21 protein-coding genes and 1 pseudogene are annotated in these 21,105 nt (G+C 69.8%); 18 read left to right on the plus strand and 4 right to left on the minus strand.

The window, feature by feature from the left end:
* The first annotated feature begins 37 nt into the window (after positions 1-37).
* Genes ACZ1DY_RS13615 through ACZ1DY_RS13625 form a run of 3 tightly spaced genes read left to right on the plus strand, consistent with a single transcriptional unit; the run spans position 38 to position 1,684 of the window.
* Positions 38-331, plus strand: a complete 294-nt coding sequence (locus ACZ1DY_RS13615) for a DUF503 domain-containing protein (protein WP_126737748.1) — start codon at positions 38-40, stop codon at positions 329-331.
* Between the two features lie 29 nt (positions 332-360).
* Entirely contained in the window at positions 361-837 is a 477-nt protein-coding gene (gene rbfA / locus ACZ1DY_RS13620) for a 30S ribosome-binding factor RbfA (protein WP_126737747.1), read from the plus strand.
* A 16-nt stretch (positions 838-853) separates the two neighbouring features.
* Positions 854-1,684 (plus strand): alpha/beta hydrolase, encoded by an 831-nt coding sequence (locus ACZ1DY_RS13625; RefSeq protein ID WP_465484589.1) that lies wholly within the window; start codon positions 854-856, stop codon positions 1,682-1,684.
* A 179-nt stretch (positions 1,685-1,863) separates the two neighbouring features.
* Here ACZ1DY_RS13625 and ACZ1DY_RS13630 read toward each other — a convergent pair whose 3' ends face one another.
* Positions 1,864-2,907 carry a TRM11 family SAM-dependent methyltransferase gene (locus ACZ1DY_RS13630; RefSeq protein ID WP_465484590.1) on the minus strand — a complete coding sequence of 348 codons (1,044 nt, stop codon included), beginning with the start codon at positions 2,905-2,907 and terminating at the stop codon, positions 1,864-1,866.
* A gap of 40 nt (positions 2,908-2,947) precedes the next feature.
* Here ACZ1DY_RS13630 and ACZ1DY_RS13635 point away from each other — a divergent pair, with 40 nt between their 5' ends.
* From ACZ1DY_RS13635 to ACZ1DY_RS13695, 13 genes are all read left to right on the plus strand, one after another.
* The gene (locus ACZ1DY_RS13635) at positions 2,948-3,946 is read left to right on the plus strand and encodes a DHH family phosphoesterase (protein ID WP_465485654.1); all 999 of its coding nucleotides are present in this window, start codon (positions 2,948-2,950) and stop codon (positions 3,944-3,946) included.
* A 58-nt stretch (positions 3,947-4,004) separates the two neighbouring features.
* Entirely contained in the window at positions 4,005-5,174 is a 1,170-nt protein-coding gene (locus ACZ1DY_RS13640) for a preprotein translocase subunit SecY (RefSeq protein ID WP_465484591.1), read from the plus strand.
* A gap of 124 nt (positions 5,175-5,298) precedes the next feature.
* Positions 5,299-6,621, plus strand: a complete 1,323-nt coding sequence (locus ACZ1DY_RS13645) for an MATE family efflux transporter (protein ID WP_465484592.1) — start codon at positions 5,299-5,301, stop codon at positions 6,619-6,621.
* A 183-nt stretch (positions 6,622-6,804) separates the two neighbouring features.
* On the plus strand, positions 6,805-8,127 hold the full coding sequence (locus ACZ1DY_RS13650) for an MFS transporter (RefSeq protein ID WP_257488119.1): 1,323 nt from the start codon (positions 6,805-6,807) through the stop codon (positions 8,125-8,127).
* A gap of 17 nt (positions 8,128-8,144) precedes the next feature.
* Positions 8,145-9,068, plus strand: coding sequence for a tRNA pseudouridine(55) synthase TruB (truB, locus tag ACZ1DY_RS13655; RefSeq protein ID WP_465484593.1), 924 nt, complete (start codon positions 8,145-8,147; stop codon positions 9,066-9,068).
* Between the two features lie 39 nt (positions 9,069-9,107).
* A complete protein-coding gene (locus ACZ1DY_RS13660; protein ID WP_192745659.1) occupies positions 9,108-10,070 on the plus strand; it encodes a bifunctional riboflavin kinase/FAD synthetase in 963 nt (320 codons plus the stop codon).
* A 117-nt stretch (positions 10,071-10,187) separates the two neighbouring features.
* Entirely contained in the window at positions 10,188-10,670 is a 483-nt protein-coding gene (locus ACZ1DY_RS13665; protein WP_125675891.1) for a helix-turn-helix domain-containing protein, read from the plus strand.
* Between the two features lie 107 nt (positions 10,671-10,777).
* Positions 10,778-11,287: an RNA 2',3'-cyclic phosphodiesterase gene (gene thpR, locus ACZ1DY_RS13670; protein ID WP_465484594.1), complete on the plus strand. Its 510-nt coding sequence runs from the start codon at positions 10,778-10,780 to the stop codon at positions 11,285-11,287.
* A 128-nt stretch (positions 11,288-11,415) separates the two neighbouring features.
* Complete coding sequence (gene rpsO / locus ACZ1DY_RS13675; protein WP_003084034.1) at positions 11,416-11,685, plus strand: 30S ribosomal protein S15; 270 nt, start codon at positions 11,416-11,418, stop codon at positions 11,683-11,685.
* 252 nt (positions 11,686-11,937) lie between these two features.
* Positions 11,938-14,184, plus strand: coding sequence for a polyribonucleotide nucleotidyltransferase (locus ACZ1DY_RS13680; RefSeq protein WP_257488116.1), 2,247 nt, complete (start codon positions 11,938-11,940; stop codon positions 14,182-14,184).
* A 94-nt stretch (positions 14,185-14,278) separates the two neighbouring features.
* The gene (locus ACZ1DY_RS13685) at positions 14,279-15,643 is read left to right on the plus strand and encodes a M16 family metallopeptidase (protein ID WP_126737738.1); all 1,365 of its coding nucleotides are present in this window, start codon (positions 14,279-14,281) and stop codon (positions 15,641-15,643) included.
* Positions 15,640-16,386: a 4-hydroxy-tetrahydrodipicolinate reductase gene (dapB, locus tag ACZ1DY_RS13690; protein ID WP_257488115.1), complete on the plus strand. Its 747-nt coding sequence runs from the start codon at positions 15,640-15,642 to the stop codon at positions 16,384-16,386. Before ACZ1DY_RS13685 ends, dapB begins: the two co-directional genes overlap by 4 nt.
* Positions 16,383-16,832 (plus strand): tetratricopeptide repeat protein, encoded by a 450-nt coding sequence (locus ACZ1DY_RS13695; protein WP_378444199.1) that lies wholly within the window; start codon positions 16,383-16,385, stop codon positions 16,830-16,832. Before dapB ends, ACZ1DY_RS13695 begins: the two co-directional genes overlap by 4 nt.
* Positions 16,833-16,942: 110 nt before the next feature.
* Here the strand turns inward: ACZ1DY_RS13695 and ACZ1DY_RS13700 are convergent, their stop codons facing one another.
* On the minus strand, positions 16,943-17,464 hold the full coding sequence (locus tag ACZ1DY_RS13700; protein WP_192745652.1) for a YqaA family protein: 522 nt from the start codon (positions 17,462-17,464) through the stop codon (positions 16,943-16,945).
* A 323-nt stretch (positions 17,465-17,787) separates the two neighbouring features.
* Here ACZ1DY_RS13700 and ACZ1DY_RS13705 point away from each other — a divergent pair.
* Positions 17,788-18,021, plus strand: a pseudogene (locus ACZ1DY_RS13705) (GtrA family protein); the annotation flags it as partial.
* A 66-nt stretch (positions 18,022-18,087) separates the two neighbouring features.
* On the opposite strand, the gene ACZ1DY_RS13710 reads toward ACZ1DY_RS13705, so the two are convergent.
* The gene (locus tag ACZ1DY_RS13710) at positions 18,088-18,648 is read right to left on the minus strand and encodes a GNAT family N-acetyltransferase (RefSeq protein WP_257488113.1); all 561 of its coding nucleotides are present in this window, start codon (positions 18,646-18,648) and stop codon (positions 18,088-18,090) included.
* 59 nt (positions 18,649-18,707) lie between these two features.
* Between ACZ1DY_RS13710 and ACZ1DY_RS13715 the strand changes: the two genes are divergently transcribed.
* On the plus strand, positions 18,708-19,928 hold the full coding sequence (locus ACZ1DY_RS13715; protein WP_465484595.1) for a winged helix-turn-helix domain-containing protein: 1,221 nt from the start codon (positions 18,708-18,710) through the stop codon (positions 19,926-19,928).
* Positions 19,929-20,189: 261 nt separating this feature from the next.
* Here the strand turns inward: ACZ1DY_RS13715 and ACZ1DY_RS13720 are convergent, their stop codons facing one another.
* Complete coding sequence (locus ACZ1DY_RS13720; protein ID WP_192745648.1) at positions 20,190-21,098, minus strand: DUF4097 family beta strand repeat-containing protein; 909 nt, start codon at positions 21,096-21,098, stop codon at positions 20,190-20,192.
* Between the last annotated feature and the right edge of the window lie 7 nt (positions 21,099-21,105).

Here is a 21,105-nt window from a genome sequence, read left to right on the forward strand (position 1 = left end):
AGCGCCGCTTCACCTTCTAAACAACCCAGAACCCCCCATGTTCGTAGGAGCTCTTGAGCTCGACATCCTGCTGGGCGACGTCCACTCGCTCAAGCAGAAGCGATCCGTGATCAAGCCGGTGCTGGCCGAGGTACGCAGGCGTTTCGACGTCTCCGTCGCCGAAGCCGGCCATCAAGACCTGCACCGGCGCGCGCTGATCGGTGTGGCCGTGGTCGCGGCGAGTGGCGAGCACGTTCGTGACGTGCTCGACTCGTGTGAGCGCCTCATGGCCGGGAGGCCGGAGTTCGAACTGCTCTCCACCCACCGCCGGCTGCTCGGCCCGGACGACTAGCAGAAGACCTTTCGAGGAGACGAAATCCCATGGCCGACCCCGCTCGGGCTCGTAAGCTCGCCAAGCGGATCTCACAGATCGTCGCGCACGCGATCGAGCACGACATCAAGGATCCGCGGCTGAACCACGTGACGATCACCGACACGAAGATCACGGCGGATCTGCACGACGCCACGGTCTACTACACGGTGCTCGGCGAGAATCTGGAGTCCACGCCCGACCACGCCGGCGCCGCGGCGGCGCTCGAGTCCGCCCGCGGTGTCCTGCGCACGAAGGTCGGGCAGGGCACGGGTGTCCGCTACACCCCGACGCTGGCCTTCGTGGCCGACAGCATTCCCGAGGACGCCAAGCGCATCGAAGACCTCCTCGCGAAGGCCAGGGAGGCCGACGCGGAGGTCGCCCGGCGGGCGACCGGGGCGCAGCACGCCGGTGAACCCGACCCGTACAAGCCGCCGCGGGAAGAGGCCGAAGACGATGAGTTCGCCGACGAGGAGACCCGTCGCTGAGAGGGTGGACCACGCCGTGAGCCGGCGTGGCCTGCTGCTGGGGGCCGCGGCTCTCGGCGGCTCGGCGCTGCTTTCCGCTTGCGGCGCCGAGAAACCGCCCCTGGTGGGGCCGCCTCCGGTGGCCCCGCCGAGCACCCCGACGCCGCTCACCGAAGCGGTCACGGTGCAGAAGATGCGGTCCGCGGCGCGGAACCGCGACGTCAACCTCGTCATCATCGCGCCGGACGGGGTGTCACGGGTCGGGATGCCGGTCTGTGTCGCCCTGCACGGGCGCGGCGCCGACGCGCGCACGTTCCTGGACCTCGGAGTGCAGGACGCGCTGAACCAGGCCGTCGCGGCCGGGCGGCCCGGGTTCGCGGTGGCCGCCGTCGACGGCGACAACTACTGGGTGGACGTCGGCAAGGGCGACGATCCGCAGCGGATGCTGTCCGACGAACTGCCCGGCTGGCTCGCCCAGCGTCAGCTGCGGCCGCCGTCGGCGATGTTCGGGATCTCGATGGGCGGGTTCGGCGCACTGCGTTACGCCCGTGACCACAAGGACCTGAAAGCCGTCGCCGTCGCCAGCGCGGCGTTGTTCGTCAGCTGGCCCGATGCCAAGTCCCGCAAGGTCTTCGCGGATCGCGCGCAGTGGGAATCGCATGAGCCGCTGCTGCACACCGGCGACCTTTCCGCCGGATCGACCGGCGTGTGGTGCGGGAACTCGGATCCCTTCGCCGGCGCCGACCGCAAGCTCATCAAGGCGCTGAACCCCGCCGTCGCGAAGATGGCCCCCGGCGCGCACAACGACGACTACTGGCGCGAGATCATGCCGGACGTGCTGAAGTTCGTGGGGGAACGCATCGTCTGACCCCGAAATGCGTGAGGCGCGAGGGTGACCTTCCGGCGCCAGTGTCGCGAAAGCCACTTTCGGGACACCAGACGTCGCGAAAGTGGCTTTCGCGACATGCTCACCGGGGCCATTCGCGCCAAGCCCCGGACATAGTGCGCGATGCCGACTACCGCATTCAGAGGACGAAACGCCTGGAGTCAGGCGGGTTTCGCGGCGACGATCAGGTCCCGCACGATCGCCTGGTCCACCCGGTGCGCGAACTCCGCGAACGGGCCGTCCTCGCGGACCACCAAACCCGCCTTGTCCAGGATCGCGGCGAGTTCCTCGCGGGGCGCGACGTTGGTGTTCCAGGAGATGCCGAGCGCGCCGCCGGGCCGCAGCACCCGTGTCCACACGGGAACGGCGGCCGCGAGCAGGTCGCGCGGGCTGCGCGCGAGCGACGCGTCCTGGGTGCGGTGGCTGCCGTGCTGCACGCCGTACGGGGCGTCGGTGACGATGAGGTCCACCGAGTTCGGCCGCAGCAGTTCGTCGGTGGTGAGCGTGTCGCAGTTGAGGTAGCTCAGCTTGCGGACATCACCGGCCTTGTACCGCTCCTTGGTGATCCCGAAACCGATGTCGAGCCGCCTGCCAAGGCGGACCTTGTTGCGGCGCACCTGACCGGATTCGGCGCTGTGCTTGATCCGCTTCTGCTTCAGCCAGGTCTTGATGAACAGCTCGTAGGAGTCGAAGTCCTTGCCGTCGACGTCGAGGCCGGTCGCGTCGAAGCCGTACATCATCGCCTGGTTCAGCGTGGTGCCGCGGCCGCAGAGCGGATCGAGAAGATGCAGTGGCTTGTCCAGCATCGCCGCCGGGTTCGCCGTCGACATCAGGGTGACGTTGACGAGGAGCTTGGTGAACAGCTCGTTCGTCTTGCCAGGGTACTTCTGGATGGTCAGCAGATCCGAGTCGAAGTTCGCGAGCGGGTTGATCGTCACCGGCTTCAGGACGCCGTCGCCGAGTTCGAACAGCGCGTACAGCGCGGAAAGGTTCGAAAGGAGCGCGAGATCGCGTTCGCTCAGCGGGGCGGGCGTGGTGAAGGTGAGGTAGCCGACGCCGCCGAATTCCGTCTCGCCGATCTCGGAGACCTCGGTCTCCAAAGCGGACAGACCGAACACCGCCAGCTCCGCCCGCAGCAGGGCCGGAGTGGAGTCGGTGTAGACCCGGTTGGCGGACGGGTAGACCAGGATCGCGTACTCGGACATCCGGTAGAGCGTAGCTTGACTGATTGTGACAACCACTCCAGTGCCGAACCTGAAGGAAGCCGCCGCCCTGCTGGCACGCGCGAACGACGTGACCCTGCTCGGCCATGTCCGCCCGGACGCCGACGCGCTCGGCAGCGCGCTGGCGCTGGGCCGGGCGCTCCAGCTGCGCGGCGGCGTGAAGGTCCGTGTCTCGGTCGGCGAGCCCGAGGAGATGCCCGAAACCCTGCGGAGCCTGGACGCGGGCGCGCTCTTCGTCCCCGCGAGCGAGCTGCCGGAGAGTGAACAGCTCCTCGTCGCGCTGGACACGCCCACCCCGGGCAGGCTCGGGAAGCTCGCGCCGCGGGTGGACGCCGTCCGCGCGGCGGGCGGTGACGTCCTGGTGATCGACCACCACGCGTCCAACGTCTTCTACGGCACGCATCACGTCGTCGACGACACCGCCGAAGCCACCGCCGTCCTCGTCTTCGCGTTGCTGGAGGAACTCGGCACCGCGATCGACGAGCCGATCGCGCGCTGCCTGTACGCGGGGCTCGTCACCGACACGAGCGGGTTCCGCCGGGCCCGTCCGTCGACCCATCTGATGGCCGCGAAGCTGCTCGAAGCCGGAGTCGACCCGGACAAGGTGGTCCGCGAGATCGTCGACGATCACCCGTTCGCGTGGTTGCCGATGCTGTCGGACGTCCTCGCGGGCGCCCGGCTCGAACCGGACGAGGCACGCGGTTTCGGCCTCGCCCACGCCGTCGTTACCCTCGACGCCGCGCGATCCGTGCGCGCCGAGGAGGTCGAGGCGGTCATCGACGTCGTCCGGTCCACTCGCGAGGCCGGGGTCGCCGTGGTGCTCAAGGAGGCCGAACCGACCGGGCCGCGGCAGCGATGGACGGTCTCGCTTCGCTCGGCGGGTGGCGTCGACGTCTCGGCGGCCGCGGGGGAGCTGGGCGGCGGCGGGCATCGCCAGGCGGCCGGGTGCACCGCGGAAGGCACGGCGGACGAGGTGCTCGGCAAGCTGCGAGAGGCCCTGTCGAGGGCGCCGCTGCTGTGATCCGCTGACGAGCGGTGTCATCGTAATTTCATCGGTCGTTCCTAACGTGATCCCCACGATGAACGACCGAGACCCCCTCCGCCGCCGGATCCTGGTCACGCTGGGCGTGATCGCGCTGTTCCGGCTGGGCCAGAGCCTGCCCACCCCGCATGTGACCGTCCGCGCGCCGGAAGCCGATCACCCGGTGCGCTGGATCCTCGACCTCCTCACCGGTGGCGGCCTGGCCACCCTGCCGGTGTTCGCTTTGGGTGTCCTGCCCTGCTTGGCCGCACCGCGAGTCCTGCGAGGACTGATCGCCCTGATCCCGCGGCTGGCCGCGCTCCGGGCCGAAGGCGAAGCCGGCGCGCGGATACTGAAGCGGTACCAGCGGCGGCTCACCGTCGCGCTCGGTCTGCTGGGCGCAGCCGGGGCACTCGTGTTCCGCGGCCAGAGCGTCCTCGACGGACACGGGGCGATCGCCGTCGTGTGCCTGACCGCGGGAACCGCGGTGGTCCTCCGGCTGACCGAGGTGATCACCGACCGGGGATTCGGCGACGGCGTCCGTATCCTGCTGCTCGCGCAGGTCCTGGCGGTGCTGCCGCCGGAGTTCCTGCGCCTGTACGAAAGGACGGGCTGGGCCGCGATCGCGGTGGCGATCGTGGTGACGCTGTCGATCACGGTGCTCACGATCGTCCTCGCGCAGGGACAGCGCCGTGTTCCGGTGCAGTACGCCAAGCGGATGATCGGCAGGCGCGCTTTCGGCGGGACGCCGACCTATGTTCCCTTCCGGTTCCCGCAAGCCAACAGTCCGGCCGTTCTCGCCGCGGTGCTGCTGTCGGTGCCGGCGTTTCTCTTCGGCCTGGGAGATCACTGGTGGATCGCGGGCTACTTCGTCCTCGTCTGCCTCTTCGCCTTCGCGAGGGCGGCCGTGCGGCAGGACATGGACAAGGTGGCGGGCGAACTGGTGCGGGTAGGCGGTTTCGTCCCCGGGATCCGGCCGGGCAACCCGACCGCCCAATACCTCGACCACGTGAGCCGCCGGATCATCGCCTTCGGCGCCCTCTGCTCGGGAGTGGTCGCGTTGATCCCGGCCGCCGGCCTTGCCCTGCTGGACGCGAGCCCGATGCCGCTCGTCGCCGGGGTGACCCTGCAGGTGGTCCTCGTCTTCCTCGTCAGTGTCTCGCTCGACACCACGCGGCAGATCGAATCACTGCGCCAGCAACGCCGCTACGCACCGTTCCTCCGCTGAAGTGCGGGAGCCGGCCGCCGCCGAGGGCGTCGGCGCCTACGTCACCGGTGCGAAGCAGGCCCGCTTCGGCCCGGCCGGTTTCCCGGCGACTGGGACTGTCGTACCAGACGTCTAGTCTGCATCGGTGCCTGAAGCTTCCGAACCCGACGAGCGCGTCCCGCCGAAACGCGTGCTCGGTCTCGCCGTGCCCGCGCTCGGCGTCCTCGCCGCCGAACCGCTGTACGTCCTGGTGGACACGGCCGTCGTCGGTCACCTCGGCGCGCTGCCGCTGGCCGGGCTCGCCGTCGGCGGTGTCGTGCTGTCGCAGGTTTCGAGCCAGCTGACGTTCCTGTCGTACGGCACCACGGCGCGGACGGCGCGGCTGCACGGCGCGGGCCGCCGGGGCGACGCGGTCCGCGAAGGCGTCCAGGCGACCTGGCTGGCGGTGATCGTCGGGCTGGTCGTGATCGTCGCCGGGCAGCTGCTGGCCGCGCCGATCGCCCGGGTGCTCTCCGGCGACGCCGCGATCACCGACGCCGCCGTGTCCTGGCTGCGGATCGCGTTGTTCGGCACGCCGTTCATCCTGATCACGATGGCGGGCAACGGCTGGATGCGCGGCGTCCAGGATTCCGCCAAACCGTTGCGCTATGTGCTGGCGGGCAACGGGATCTCCGCCGTGCTGTGCCCGGTGCTGGTGTACGGCGCGGACTGGGGGCTGGAAGGGTCGGCGATCGCGAACGTCGTCGCGCAGGTGATCTCGGCGTCGCTGTTCATCGCGGCGCTGGTGCGGGAGCGGGTCCCGCTGCGCCCGGAGCCGAAGGTGATGCGCGCCCAGCTCGGCCTCGGCCGGGATCTGGTGCTCCGCAGCCTCGCCTTCCAGGCGTGTTTCGTCTCCGCCGCCGCGGTCGCCGCGCGGACGTCGACCGAGGCCGTCGGCGCGCACCAGGTCGTGCTGCAGCTGTGGACCTTCCTCGCGCTGGTGCTGGACTCGCTAGCGATCGCCGCGCAGTCGCTCGTGGGCGCGGCCCTCGGTGCCGGCGCGAGCAAACGGGCTCGTGGGCTGTCGCGGCAGATCACCTGCTACGGGCTGGTGTTCGGCTGCTTCCTCGGCGTCGTGTTCGCGTCGGTGGCGGGAGTGCTGCCGCGGGTGTTCACCTCCGACGCGGCGGTGCTCGGCCAGATCCCGCACGCGTGGTGGTTCTTCGTCGCGCTGCAACCGATCGCCGGCGTGGTGTTCGCGCTGGACGGCGTCCTGCTCGGCGCGGGCGACGCCGCCTTCCTGCGCAACGCGACCCTGCTGAGCGCGGCGCTCGGGTTCCTGCCGCTGATCTGGCTGTCGCTCGCGTTCGGCTGGGGGCTGGCCGGGATCTGGACCGGGCTCTCGTTGTTCATGCTCCTGCGGCTGGCGACCCTGCTGGTGCGGTGGCGCTCGGGGCGGTGGGCCGTCGAGGGCGCCGTCCGCGTTTAGTCCTCTGGATGCGGTCCTTGCGCGGGCGACTACCGCATCCAGAGGACGAAATGCGGGAGGGGAGGCGTGTGGCGAAAAGCACCCGGGTAACGGCTATGTTTCGTCGTTGCTTACGCGCTACAACTATATGAGGCGGCAGTGCGGGCGTCTCCACGCCCGAACCGTGCTCAAGGAGGAAATACTGTGACAGGCCGAGCCACCCGCCGGTCCTGGTTCATCTGGTTCGCCGCCGTCACCGTCTACCTCCTCGCCGTCTTCCACCGCACCTCGTTCGGGGTCGCCGGGCTCCAGGCCGCCGACCGTTTCGGCGTCGGCGCGGCCGCGCTCGGCACGTTCACCGTCCTGCAGGTCGGCGTCTACGCCGCGATGCAGATCCCCACCGGCGTCCTCGTCGACCGTTACGGCCCGCGCCGCGTGCTCACCGCCGCCGTGTTCTTCCTCGGCCTCGGCCAGACCCTGCTCGCGGTCGCGGATTCGTACCCGCTCGGACTGATCGCCCGCGCGGTCGTCGGCTTCGGCGACGCGTTGACGTTCGTGAGCATCATGCGGCTGATCGCCGCGCATTTCCCCGGCCGCCAGTACGCGCTGCTCGCCGCGCTGACCGGGGCCATCGGTTACGTCGGCAACCTCGCCGCGACGGTCCCGCTCGGCCTGCTGCTCGACGGCCCCGGCTGGACCCCGACGTTCCTCGCCGTCGGCCTGGTGACCGCGCTGTACGCCGCCGTCGTCGCCCTTCGCGTCAAGGACTCCCCGCCCGGCGAGCCGGCGCCCGTGCGCGAACGGGTGCACCCGAAACTGCTGGGCCGCCAGGTCGCCGCCGCGTGGCGCACCCCGGGCACCCGGCTGGGTTTCTGGGTCCACTTCAGCACGATGTTCGCCCCCAACGTGCTGACCATGCTCTGGGGTGTCCCGTTCCTCGTGCAGGGGCAGGGCTATCCGAAGGCCACCGCGAGTTCGCTGCTGATCGTGTTCGTGTTCGGCTCGATGCTCGGCGGACCGCTGATCGGCGGGCTGATCGGACGGCGCCCGTCGCTGCGGATGCCGCTCGTCGGCGGGTACATCGGCGGCGCCGCGGTGATGTGGGCGGTCCTGCTCGGCTGGGGCGGGACGATCCCGGTCGCGGTCCTGGTCCCCGTGTTCGCGTTCCTCTCCCTCGGCGGCCCCGCGTCGATGATCGGTTTCGCGCTGGCGCGGGACTACAACCCGCTCTCACGCGTCGGCACCGCGACCGGGGTGGTGAACGTCGGCGGCTTCGTGGCCACGACGATCTCGGCGCTCGCGGTCGGCGTGCTGCTGGAATGGACGGGCGGCACGTTCCGCCTGGCGCTGCTGTCCGTGATCGCGGTGCTCGCGTTCGGCACGTTCCGGATGCTCGTGTGGTGGCGGCGCACCCGCGCCGTGCTGTTCGAGGCCGAAGCCCGCGGCGAGGCGATCCCGGTGCAGATCCGGCGCCGCCGCTGGGACGCCGAAGCACCGCTGCCCGTCTCGTCCTGGGCGAGAGGCTGAAAGATAGGGTTCGGCCCGTGTCGCGCCCCAATCAGGCTCCTGCCAAGAAACGTCCCGCCCCGCCGCCCGGCCTCGTCATCGTCGACAAACCGTCCGGGATGACCTCCCACGACGTCGTCGCCAGGGCGCGGCGCTTCATGGGTACCCGCAAGGTCGGGCACGCCGGCACCCTCGACCCGATGGCCACCGGCGTCCTCGTGCTCGGCATCGAACGCGCGACGAAACTCCTCGGCCACTTGGCGCTGGACCGCAAGACCTACCTCGCGACCCTCTCCTTGGGACTGTCCACCACGACCGACGACGCCGAGGGCGAGCCGATCGCCGAAGCCGCCCCGGACGTCGTCGAGAAGATCACCGACGAAGCGATCGCGGCCGGGATCGCCGCGCTGACCGGCGACATCCAGCAGGTGCCGAGCGCGGTCAGCGCGGTCAAGATCGACGGCAAACGCGCGTACGCCCGGGTCCGCGCCGGCGAAGAGGTCGTCATCCCGCCGCGTCCGGTCACCGTGCACCGCTTCGACCTGCTCGCCACCCGCCGCGAGGCGGGCCGGATCGAACTCGACGCCGTCGTCGAATGCTCGTCGGGGACCTACGTCCGGGCGCTGGCCCGCGATCTCGGCGCCGGGCTGGGCGTCGGCGGGCATCTGCTCGCGTTGCGGCGCACCACGGTCGGGCCGTTCACGCTCGCCAAGGCCCGCACCCTCGACCAGCTCGAAGACAAGCCGGAACTGTCGCTGGACCTCGACGCCGCCGTCGCCGCCGCGTTCCCGCGCCGCGATCTGGACGTCCGCATGGCGCAGGCGGTCCGATATGGACAGAGGGTGCCCGCGGCCGGGATCGAGGGCACGTACGGGATGTTCGGACCGGACGGCCGGGTGCTCGCGCTCGCCGCGGACGAAGGCGAACTGGCCCGGTCGGTGGTCGTGTTGCTGCCCGCCTAGGGTATTGACCGGAGCGGGCTTGAGGAGACGGGGCCAGAAGTGCAGCGTTGGCGTGGTTTGGGTGACCTCCCCGGGAGCTGGGGACGGTGCGTGGTGACGATCGGCGTCTTCGACGGCGTGCACCGCGGTCATCAGGAGCTGATTTCGAGGACGGTCCGCGCCGCCGCCGAACGCGGCGTGCCGAGCGTGGTGCTGACCTTCGATCCGCATCCGTCGGAGGTGATCCGGCCGGGCAGTCATCCGGCGCAGCTGACCACGTTGCGCCGCAAGGCGGAACTGGTCGAGGGCCTGGGCGCGGACGTCTTCTGCGTGCTGCCGTTCACGCTGGAGCTGTCGCGGCTGACGGCGCACGAGTTCGTGCACGAGGTGCTGGTGGACAAGCTGCACGCGGCCGCGGTGATCGTGGGGGAGAACTTCACCTTCGGCGCCAAGGCGGCCGGCGACGTCGAACTCCTTCGCACGCTGGGCAAGCGGTTCGGTTTCGTGGCGCAGGGAGCGGAACTGCAGGGACTGCTCGCCCAGGAGCAGGCGGACAACGACATCACCTTCTCCTCGACCTACGTCCGCTCGTGCATCGACGCCGGCGACGTCGTCGCCGCGTCCGAAGCGCTCGGCAGGCCGCACCGGCTGGAGGGCATCGTCGTCCGGGGCGACGGCCGGGGACACGACCTCGGCTACCCGACGGCGAACCTGTCGACGCCGCGGTTCGCCGCGGTGCCCGCCGACGGCGTCTACAGCGCCTGGTTCACCCGTTCGTCGGATTCCGGCCGACGGCTGCGCGCCGCCGTGTCGGTCGGCACCAACCCGACCTTCTCGGGGCGGGAACGCACCGTCGAGGCCTTCGTCCTCGACATCGACGAGGATTTCTACGGGCAGCACGTCGCGCTCGATTTCGTCACCAAGCTGCGGGATCAGGTCCGGTTCCCGACCTCGGAGGGGCTGGTGGCGCAGATCGACGAGGACGTCGCCCGCACCAGGGAACTGCTCGGCGAGCAGGACTGACGGTTCCGGCCTTGGCCGGGATGACAATCGGCAAACACACCCGCTCACGTGCGTTCCGGTGGCAAGATGTCACGGACCGCGCATGGCGTTCGATGGGGTTAAGGGGAGCGGACCAAGGTGGAGGACCACAAGATCGTCCAGCGGAACATCGCGCTGCAGAAAGAGTGGTACGGGGAGCCGCTCGGCGATCGCGTGCGGAGACTGGTCGTCGCCTTCGACATCTCCCAGGCCTTCCTCGCCGAGGTCCTCGGCATCAGCGCGCCCATGCTCAGCCAGGTGATGAGCGGGCGCCGCGCCAAGATCGGGAACCCCGTCGTCCTCGCCAAGATGATCATGCTGGAGCGCAAGGTGCTGGTCCCGGCGGTCGCCGCGGGGGACCGCAAGGCCATGCAGGAGGCGCTCGAGGACGTCCGCGACTCGCGGCCGACGGTGGGCCGGGACAGCATCCCGGTCGGCGCCGTCGCCGACGACCAGGGTGTGCTCGTGGCGCTGCGGGACATCGGCGAGGACGAAGACCTCACCGAAGCCGCGAAGCTGCTCGACGAGGACTTCCCGTCCCTGGCGGACCTGCTGCGCCGCGCCGCGCGGAACGGTTCCTGACGTAACTTGCGTGCTTGGCGGCGTAACTCGCGTGTTTGGAGGCGTAACTCACGAGTTACGCCTCCAAACACGCGAGTTACGGCTCTGATCACGTGAGTCACGCGCCCATGACGCTCTTCAGTGCGTTGATCCCACCCGACGAGGTTCTCGACGAGGTCGCCGCCGCCCTCGGCACGCCCGAAAAGGGCGATTTCCGCTGGTCACCGCGGGAGGACTGGCACATCACCCTCGGGTTCTACGGCCGGGACGACCCGGCGGACCGAGGCGACTGGCTCGCCGCGCGGCTGGACGGCGCGGGCCCGGTCGACCTCCGGCTGGAAAAGGCCGCGACATTCCCCGGGGTGCTGTGGTTGAGTGTGTCCGGAACCGGGCTCCACGAGCTGGCACTGAAGGCCGGCGCGGAGAACGAAGGCAGGCCGTACGTGGCCCACCTGACACTGGCCCGCTTCCCCCGCGACCGGCCGCGAGCCGCGAGCGCGTGGGAGGAGCGGCTGGCCGGGTTCACCAGTGAGACCTGGACGGCGACCGAGGCCGTCCTGATGAGCAGTGACCGTGAACAGGGCGTTTCGCGCTACCGGGTGATCCGGTCGTACGCGCTGGACCACGCCCGCGCCTGAAGCCGCTGATCACGAGGCTGGTAGCCTTGATGATTGGGTCCGGCTGCAGTCCGTGGCGGCCGTGACCGTCTCACCCGGCGTGAAGACATCGTCCGGGCCGCACGGCACAGATATCTAGGAGCACCACTGTGGCTTTGTCCACCGAAGAGAAGAAGTCGATCCTTGCCGAGTACGGCGTGCACGACTCGGACACCGGATCCCCGGAGGCCCAGGTCGCGCTGCTGACCAAGCGCATCGTCGGCCTCACCGAGCACCTCAAGGCTCACAAGCACGACCACCACTCCCGTCGCGGGCTTCTGCTGCTGGTCGGCCGCCGCCGCCGGCTGCTGAACTACGTGATGAAGGTGGACATCGAGCGTTACCGTGCGCTGATCCAGCGTCTCGGCCTGCGCCGATAGCTTGAACCCGAGGGGGAGTGACCACAACGGTCGCTCCCCCTCGGTCCAAGTACAGAGAGCTCTGTCTTTTCGAAGAGCGTGGCGCGAGCGCGCACGAGGTACCGTCCGCCGGTCCTCGGTAGTGGCTTCCGGGCAACGGCCCGGGGGCTTCGATCGAAGACCGGCCTCACTCCTCGAGCGTCCGCAGGCGAAACAGGTCCCAGGGTGGGAGACTCGCGCCGTTACAGAGGATCAAAAGAGGAGATACACCCTATGACCGACTCCACCGGAGTCACCGTGCACGAAACCGAAGCCGTGATCGACAACGGCCGTTTCGGCACTCGCACCGTCCGCTTCGAGACCGGCCGCCTGGCCCGTCAGGCCGCCGGCTCCGTCGTCGCGTACCTCGACGAAGAGACCATGCTGCTCTCGGCGACCACCGCGTCGAAGCACCCGAAGGACCACTTCGACTTCTTCCCGCTGACCGTGGACGTCGAAGAGCGGATGTACGCCGCCGGCCGCATCCCCGGCGCGTTCTTCCGCCGTGAAGGCCGCCCGTCGACCGACGCGATCCTGACCTGCCGCCTGATCGACCGGCCGCTGCGCCCGTCGTTCGCCGACGGTCTCCGCAACGAGATCCAGGTCGTCATCACCGTTCAGAGCCTCAACCCGGACGACCCGTACGACGTGCTCGCGATCAACGCGGCCTCGGCCTCGACCCAGATCGCCGGTCTGCCGTTCTCCGGTCCGGTCGGCGGCGTCCGCGTCGCGCTGATCGAGGGCCAGTGGGTCGCGTTCCCGACCTGGAAGCAGCTGGAAGAGGCCACCTTCAACATGGTGGTCGCCGGCCGGATCGTCGGTGACGACGTCGCCATCATGATGGTCGAGGCCGAAGGCACCGAGAAGACCCTCGACCTGATCGCCGACGGCGGCAAGGCGCCGGACGAGATCGCCGTCGCCGAGGGCCTCGAGGCCTCGAAGCCGTTCATCAAGGTGCTGTGCGAGGCCCAGCAGCAGCTGGCCGAGCTCGCCGCCAAGCCGACCGGCGAGTTCCCGGTCTTCCTCGCCTACGAGCAGGACGCGTACGACGCCGTCGCCGCCATCGCGACCGACGACCTCGCGAACGCCCTGACCATCGCGGGCAAGCAGGACCGCGACAACGCGACCGACCAGGTCAAGGCCGCGGTGCTGGAGAAGGTCGGCCTCGGCGAGGGCGAAGCCTTCCAGGGCCGCGAGAAGGAGATCGGCGCGGCGTTCAAGGCGCTGTCGAAGAAGATCATGCGCAAGCGCGTCCTCACGGACAAGATCCGCATGGACGGCCGCGGGCTGACCGACATCCGCTCGCTCGCCGCCGAGGTCGCCGTGATCCCGCGGGCGCACGGTTCCGCGCTGTTCGAGCGCGGTGAGACCCAGATCCTGGGCGTCACCACGCTGAACATGCTCCGCATGGAGCAGCAGATCGACTCGCTCTCCCCGGAGACCACGAAGCGGTACCTGCACCACTACAACTTCCCGCCGTTCTCCACCGGCGAGACCGGCCGCGTCGGTTCGCCGAAGCGGCGCGAGATCGGCCACGGCATGCTCGCCGAGCGCGCCCTGGTCCCGGTCCTGCCGAAGCGGGACGAGTTCCCGTACGCGATCCGCCAGGTCTCCGAGGCGCTGGGCTCCAACGGCTCCACCTCGATGGGCTCGGTCTGCGCCTCGACCATGGCGCTGCTGAACGCGGGTGTCCCGCTGAAGGCGCCGGTCGCCGGTATCGCCATGGGCCTCATCTCCGACGAGGTCGACGGCGAGACCCGCTACGTCGCGCTGACCGACATCCTCGGTGCCGAGGACGCCATGGGCGACATGGACTTCAAGGTCGCCGGCACCAAGGACATCATCACCGCGCTGCAGCTGGACACGAAGCTCGACGGCATCCCGTCGGAGGTCCTCGCGGCCGCGCTGAAGCAGGCGAAGGACGCCCGTCTCACCATCCTGGAGGTCATCGCCGAGGCGATCGACGGCCCGGACGAGATGAGCCCGTTCGCCCCGCGCGTCACCAGCGTGAAGATCCCGGTGGACAAGATCGGCGAGGTCATCGGCCCGAAGGGCAAGATGATCAACTCGATCACCGAGGAGACCGGCGCCGACATCTCCATCGAGGACGACGGCACGATCTACGTGGGCGCGGCCGACGGCCCGTCGGCGGAGGCGGCGATCGACAAGATCAACGCCATCGCCAACCCGCAGCTGCCCAAGGTCGGCGAGCGCTTCCTCGGCACCGTGGTGAAGACGGCCGCGTTCGGCGCGTTCGTCTCGCTGCTGCCGGGCAAGGACGGCCTGGTGCACATCTCGAAGCTGGGCAACGGCAAGCGGATCGCCAAGGTCGAGGACGTGGTCAACGTGGGCGACAAGCTCCGCGTCGAGATCGCCGACATCGACAACCGCGGCAAGATCAGCCTGATCGTGGTCCAGGAAGAAGACGCCAAGGCGGCTGAAGGCGACAAGGCCGAGGCCCCGAAGGCCGACGCCCAGTAATCCTGGCTGAACCGATGTGAAACGTCGGGAAAGGGTCGTTCGGGACAACTTGTGTCCTGAACGACCCTTTCCTGACATGTGAGTAAGGAATCCGTTGGCTCGTCAGGTTCCCGGGCACGAACAGCCCGTCGGCAGCACCCGTACGCTGGAGTCCACTTCGGACGGTGCGGTGGTCAAACGCAGTGTGCTGGCCGGTGGCCTCCGGGTCATCACCGAGCACGTACCCGCCTCCCGGTCCGCGACGGTCGGGCTGTGGGTCGGGGTCGGATCGCGGGACGAGCCGTCGTCGGTCGAGGGCGCGGCGCATTACCTCGAACACCTGTTGTTCAAGGGCACCACGAACCGGGACGCCACCCAGATCGCCGAGGAGATCGACGCGGTCGGCGGCGAGTTCAACGCGTTCACCGCGAAGGAGCACACCTGCTACTACGCGCAGGTGCTCGACGAGGATCTGCCGCTGGCGATGGACCTCGTCACCGACGTCGTGTTCGAGGCGCTGTGCACGGACAAGGACGTCGAGACCGAACGCAGCGTCGTGCTCGAAGAGATCTCGATGCGTGACGACGACCCCGAAGACCTGCTGCACGAGACGTTCGTCGGCGCGATCCTGGGCAGCCACGCGCTGGGCCGTCCGGTGCTGGGCAGCGAGAAGTCCATCGTCGAGATGTCCGCTTCGGCGTTGCGCGGGTTCTACCGGCGTCGCTACACCCTGCCGCGGATGGTGCTCGCGGTCGCCGGGAACGTCGAGCACGCCCAGGTGCTTCGCTTGGTGCGCAAGGCTTTGCGGACCAGGCTGACCGGGGCGGCGACGCCGGTGCCGCCGCGCGGCGGGCGGGCGCGGATCGCGATGGCGCCGAAACTCGCGCTGCACACCGACGACACCGAGCAGGCGCACGTGATGCTCGGCCTGCGTTCGCTGTCGCGGCACGACGACCGCCGGTTCGCGCAGTCGGTGCTCAACGCCGCGCTCGGCGGCGGGATGAGTTCGCGCCTGTTCCAGGAGGTCCGGGAGAAGCGCGGGCTGGCGTACCAGGTGTACTCGTCCGTCGCGAGTTACGCCGACACCGGGCACATGGCCGTGTACGCGGGCTGCCAGCCGGAAAAGCTCGGCGAGGTCGCCGGGGTGATCCGCGAGGTGCTCGAACTCGTCGGCAAGGACGGGCTGAGCGAAGCCGAGGTCGCGCGCGCGAAGGGGCAGTTGCGGGGCGGGCTCGTGCTCGGCCTCGAAGACACTTCGTCACGCATGTCGCGGATCGGCAAGAACGAACTCAACTACGGCCGCTATCTCGGCGTCGACGACACGGTGGCGCGGATCGACGCCGTCACCACCGAAGAGGTCTGTGCGCTCGCTCGCACTCTGCTCGCCCGCCCTGGTGGCGTCTCGGCGGCGGCGGTGGTCGGGCCGTACGCTCACGCCGACGACCTTCCGGACGATCTGCACGAGGTGATCGCATCATGACCGCTGGAATTCGCGTCGGTGTGCTGGGCGCACGCGGCCGGATGGGCCAGGAAGTGGTGAACGCCGTCGACGGCGCCGACGACATGGAGCTCGTCGCCGCGCTCGACGCCGGTGACGACCTCGCGGCGCTCAAGCAGGCGCAGGTCGTCGTCGACTTCACCCATCCCGACGCGGTGATGGACAACCTGGAGTTCCTGACCGGCAACGGGATCCACGCCGTGGTCGGCACCACCGGGTTCAGCGAGGAGCGGCTGGAGAAGCTGCGCTCGTGGCTCGCGGCCGACCCGTCGCTCGGCGTGCTGATCGCGCCGAACTTCGCGCTCGGCGCGGTGCTGGCGATGCGGTTCGCCCAGCAGGCGGCGCGGTTCTACAACTCGGCCGAGGTCATCGAGCTGCACCACAACCGCAAGGCCGACGCGCCCTCCGGCACGGCCGCGCACACCGCCCGGCTGATCGGCGAGGCCCGCGCGGCAGCCGGTCTCGCTCCCGGTGAAGACGCGACGACGTCCGAAGTGGACGGTGCCCGGGGCGCGCTCGTCGACGACGTCCGCGTGCACTCGGTGCGGCTGCCCGGACTGGTGGCGCACGAGGAGATCCTGTTCGGTGGCGAGGGGGAGACCCTGACCATCCGCCACGATTCGCTGCATCGCACGTCGTTCATGCCGGGTGTGCTGCTCGGCGTGCGTTCGGTGCTCACGCGGCCCGGCCTCACGGTCGGTCTCGAGAACATCCTCGACCTGTGAGGGCCCGCAACTTCGCGCTGGTGATGACGGCGGCGCTCGCCGTCTACGTCGTCCTGCTGGCGGGCCGGGGCATCGCGCTGGTGCGCACCGGCGAGACGGTGCCGGTGCTCTTCGGCGTCGGGGTCCTGCTGCTGCCGCTGCTCGGGATCTGGATCATCGTGACCACCTGGCGTTCCGGCGTCCAGATCCAGCGGCTTTCGCGGCGGCTGGACGAGGAAGGCGGCCTGCCCGACGTCTCCGATCTGCCCCGGCGGCCTTCGGGCCGGGTGGATCGCGATGCCGCGGACGCCTGGTTCGACGAGCGCCGCGCCGAAGTCGAGGCGGACCAGGAGAACTGGCGCGTCTGGTACCGGCTGGCGTACGCGTACGAGATCGCCGGCGACCGGAAACGGGCCCGCGCGACGATGCGGCGCGCCGTCGAACTCGAAGCCGCTTCCCGCACTTAGGGGACTAAATGCGGGGCCGTGGCACCTGAGACCGCCCGCCAGGGCATCGGTCCAGGTGGTCGTGAGTGGCGTTTCGGGTTCTAACCCGAAACGCCACTCACGACCCAGGGTCAGTAGTGGAACCAGCCCGCGAACAGGGCGGGGGAGGCGGCCAGCAGGCTGAAGCGCAGCCAGCGGCCGAGGAAACCGGTGGCCAGGAACGTCGCCAGCGGCATCCGCACCAGCCCCGCGAGGACACTCGTGGCCATGTACGGCGGCAGGCCGACGACCGAGCTCACCCCGTACGTGCCCGCCATCCAATGCGGATGCCGGTGGCACCGTTCGCGTAGTGCGTCGAGCCGGGCGCGCATCTTCTTGGTGCGCGCCCGCCATCTTTCCCGGCGCGCGGTGGGCGGCCGCTCCCGATGCAGGCGGTCGTGCAGCGGTTTCGGCAGCTTGATCGTGCCCTTCGCGGCGAGGTAGTAGAGCGTCTTCCCGCCCACCTGACCGGCCGCGACGATGGCGCCGAGCAGCAGCCACGGCATCGTCGGCTGGCTCGCGCACAGGCCGATGAGGAACATCTCGATGCTGACGACGGGGAGGATCGCGGAGCCGAAGGCGACGCCGAACGACAGGAGCAACCAGCCTGCCATCGTTGCCTCCCCGTTATCTTCGTTCTCTCCAAGCTATCAGTTGAAAACCAGGACGCACTGGGGCCAGCCCCCGTTCCCGGCTTCCGGGCCGCACCAGAAGATCACCTGTTCGTCGGCTCGCGGCCACCTGCCGCTGCCATGCTGAACCCGTGGCCGACGTGCACGACGCGGTCCGCGGCAAAGGTTTCGCGGATCGCTTCGCCGACTTCTGCGCGGCCGTGGTGCGGCGCCTCCCCTTCGGGCTTTCCCGGCTGGTGGCGCCGAGTTTCCTCGGTTTCGCGCTCATCAACGGGTTCACCTTCGGGGTCGACCTGATCCTGCTGATGCTGCTCCGAAGCTGGCTCGGCCTGCCGGTGTGGCTGGCGATCACGCTCGCGTACGCGACGGCGTTCGGCCTGAGCTTCGTGCTGAACCGCAGCATGAACTTCCGTTCGCACGCGCCCGTCGGCAGACAGGCGGTGCTGTACGTCATCGCGATCGTCATCAACTACGTGGCGTTCCTGCTGGGTGTCGGCGCCGGGCTGGCCGCGCTGGGCGTCGACTACCGCCTCTCCCGGCTCATCGCCGGGGCGTGCGAAGGCGCCTTCATGTACTCGGTAATGCGCTGGGTCGTGTTCGCGAAGTCACGGAGCGAGCTCGAGGTCGAGACCGCCGGTGAGCCGGACTTCGCGCACGTTCGTGCTTCCGGTGTCGAGGATGCGGACGGTCCCGTCGGGCGACCAGCCCGCGCGGCGGAAGAAACCCAGTGACGCATGATCGGTCTGGGCGACCCAGCTGATCCCGCGCGTGGCGCCGTCCTCGCGCAGCCAGGCGGACGCGTTCGCCAGCAGCCGTCCCGCGTGCCCGCGCCGTCCCCAGCGCGGCTCGACCAGCAGCGACGCGATGAGCGCCGTCGTCGAAGCGTCGTCGGGCAGTGAGCCGTCGGCGGTGGCGACCTCGCTCTCCGGAGCGCGGCCGGCGACGCAGAAGCCCACTGTGAACTCGCCTTCGGTGGCGAGGAAGACGCGCGTGCCCGGGTACTCGATCGTTTCGGTCCAGGTCTTTTCGAGTTCGTCGATGTCGAGCCCGGCGACGGCCGCTTCGCCGAGCAACTCCGTGTAGGCGCTTCGCCACGTGTCGCGCTGGATGCGGGCGATCTCGGGGGCGTCGGACACGACTGCTGGGCGGACTTCGGCGGCGGCCATGCTGCGCAGATTAGCGGTGCGGCCGGAAACTGTCGGTGGTGGATGGCAGCATGCGCAGGATGAGCACTACGACCATCAGCGGGCCGGTCGCGCGCCGGATCGCGCTGGCCGCGCAGGGGTTCGCCGAGGCGCGTCCGGGCGGAGCGGCGACAAGGCGGCATCTGCAACGCGTGCTGTCGCGAATCCAGTTGCTGCAACTGGATTCGGTGAACGTCGCGGTCCGCGCGCACTACATGCCGCTGTTCTCCCGGCTCGGTGCGTACGAGCCCGCGCTGGTGGACGACGCGGCCTGGTCCCATTCCGCGCGCAAACCCCGGCTGCTGGTCGAAACCTGGGCCCACGAGGCGAGTCTGCTGCCGATCGCGGACTGGCCGCTCCTGCGGTCCGGGGCGAAACGCATGGGCTGGTGGACGAACTACGCGCGGGTGCTGGAGCAGACGCCCCAGCTGGTGGACGACATCCTGACCGTGGTCAAGGAACTCGGGCCGATCGGCGCGGGCGGTATCGAGCGGGCGCTGGAGGGTAAGGGGACCGGCACGAAACCCGGCTCGTGGTGGGAGCGGTCGGAGGTCAAGAAGGCCTGTGAGTGGCTCTTCGGCATGGGCCAGCTGACCACCGGCACCCGGCGGTCGTTCGAGCGGCTGTACGACCTGACCGAACGCGTCGTCCCGCCGGAGATCCTGTCGCGGACCGTGAGCCCGGAGGAAGGCGCCCGCGAGCTGATCACCCGCGCGGCCGTCGCGCTGGGCATCGGCACCGAACCGGATCTGCGGGACTACTACCGGCTCGGGCCGGACGTCAGCAAGCGGGCGGTGGCCGAACTGGTCGAGGCGGGTGTGCTGGAACGGGTGACCGTGGACGGCTGGCCCGCCCCGGCGTACCGGCACGTCGCGGCGAAGGCGCCTCGCCGCGTCACCGGCCGGGCCCTGCTGTCGCCGTTCGACCCGCTGATCTGGGAACGCGCCCGCACCGAGCGCATCTTCGACTTCTTCTACCGCATCGAGATCTACGTGCCGGAGCCGAAGCGGATCTACGGGTACTACGTGTTCCCGTTCCTGCTCGACGGCGAACTCGTCGGCCGGGTCGACCTCAAATGCGATCGGGCCGCCGGGGTGCTTCGCGTTCAGGGCGCCTTCGCGGAGCCCGGTGTGGATGTCGCGCGCGTGGCCAGTGAGCTGGCGGGCGAGCTGCGGCTGATGGCGGACTGGCAGGGGCTGGACGGGGTCGTGGTGGGGGAGCGGGGCGATCTCGCTCCGGTGCTTTCACGCCTGGTGCAGTGAGGCTTTGACCACCGAAGTACATGAAGGCCCCCTTCCTTGCGTCAGACGCAAGGAAGGGGGCCTTCATGTACTAGCTGGACGCCTCGGCCGCTCGTACCCCACGCCAAGGTTGCGAAAGCCACTTTCGCAACCTTCAACGTTGCGAAAGTGGCTTTCGCAACACGCCACCGACAGCATGAAGAAATGAGCGAGGGACCTTCGCTCCCACCCCCGTGGAAAAGTGAGAGCAAAGGTCCCTCGATCCCCCTGCGGTCCGCGACCTCAGCTGGCCGCGCTGGTCACCACCGCGTCGCCGGTGCCGGTGCGCGCCCGCACCTTCAGCGAAACCTCCGCGGGCGCGGTCTCCGCGACCTCCAGCTCGCTCGACACCGACCCGGTCGTCGACGAAAGGTCGATCTCCGCCTGAACGCCGCCGCGGATCCCGACGCGGACTTCACCCGATCCGGTGGTCAGCTCCAGCGTCCCGGAGGCGGCGTCCGCCACCGAGAGGGAGCCGCTGCCGGTGCGCGCCAGGACCTCGCCCGCGACCTCGCCGAGCCAGACGTCACCCGTGCCGGTCGCGAGCGTGGCCGAACCGCTCACCGACGCCGCCTCGACGGACCCGCTGCCGGTGCGCAGCTGGAGACCCGACAGCGTCGGCCCGAGTTTGATGTCGCCGGTGCCGGTGCGGACGATCGCCGAACCGTCGGCCCGTTCGAGGCCGATCTTGCCGGCGCCGGTCAGGAGGTCGGCCCGCCCGGCGGAGCCGGTCACCGTGACATCGGCCGCCCCGGCCCGCACCTCCAGATGCGAACCGGCGGGGGCCCGGACGGTGACGGCGAGCGGGACGTTCTTCAGCTGCCAGGCCTTCGGCGCCTGGACGACCAGCCGGTTGCCGACCTTCTCGATCCGCGTCTGCGCCACGGCGTCGCCCGCCGACCCCACCGGAGAGCCGCCGAGCTGGTCCCCGAAACGTTCCCCGACCCAGCTGAGCAGGCTCGTCATCCCGTCCACCCACGGCTGCTGTTCGCCGCCGTCCCGGCGGACCTCGGCGTGGACGCCGCTCTCGCCGGTCAGTTCGATGGTCACCCGGCCGATGCCCACGCTCACGTCGATCTCGATCGGGCCTTCGGCCTCGAAGTCCTCGACGCGCACGGTCTCTTCACCCGCGGGAGTGTTTTCCTCGGTCATTTCCGTC

This window comes from Amycolatopsis sp. PSD-21 (assembly GCF_055561455.1).

Excerpts from the sequence above, each read along its gene's own strand:
- ACZ1DY_RS13615 (WP_126737748.1), top strand. The coding sequence starts at position 38 with ATGTTCGTAGGAGCTCTTGAGCTCGACATCCTGCTGGGCGACGTCCAC.
- rbfA (WP_126737747.1), top strand. The coding sequence starts at position 361 with ATGGCCGACCCCGCTCGGGCTCGTAAGCTCGCCAAGCGGATCTCACAG.
- ACZ1DY_RS13630 (WP_465484590.1), bottom strand. The coding sequence starts at position 2,907 with ATGTCCGAGTACGCGATCCTGGTCTACCCGTCCGCCAACCGGGTCTAC.
- ACZ1DY_RS13640 (WP_465484591.1), top strand. The coding sequence starts at position 4,005 with ATGAACGACCGAGACCCCCTCCGCCGCCGGATCCTGGTCACGCTGGGC.
- thpR (WP_465484594.1), top strand. The coding sequence starts at position 10,778 with ATGACGCTCTTCAGTGCGTTGATCCCACCCGACGAGGTTCTCGACGAG.
- ACZ1DY_RS13680 (WP_257488116.1), top strand. The coding sequence starts at position 11,938 with ATGACCGACTCCACCGGAGTCACCGTGCACGAAACCGAAGCCGTGATC.
- dapB (WP_257488115.1), top strand. The coding sequence starts at position 15,640 with ATGACCGCTGGAATTCGCGTCGGTGTGCTGGGCGCACGCGGCCGGATG.
- ACZ1DY_RS13700 (WP_192745652.1), bottom strand. The coding sequence starts at position 17,464 with ATGGCAGGCTGGTTGCTCCTGTCGTTCGGCGTCGCCTTCGGCTCCGCG.
- ACZ1DY_RS13710 (WP_257488113.1), bottom strand. The coding sequence starts at position 18,648 with ATGGCCGCCGCCGAAGTCCGCCCAGCAGTCGTGTCCGACGCCCCCGAG.
- ACZ1DY_RS13715 (WP_465484595.1), top strand. The coding sequence starts at position 18,708 with ATGAGCACTACGACCATCAGCGGGCCGGTCGCGCGCCGGATCGCGCTG.
- ACZ1DY_RS13720 (WP_192745648.1), bottom strand. The coding sequence starts at position 21,098 with ATGACCGAGGAAAACACTCCCGCGGGTGAAGAGACCGTGCGCGTCGAG.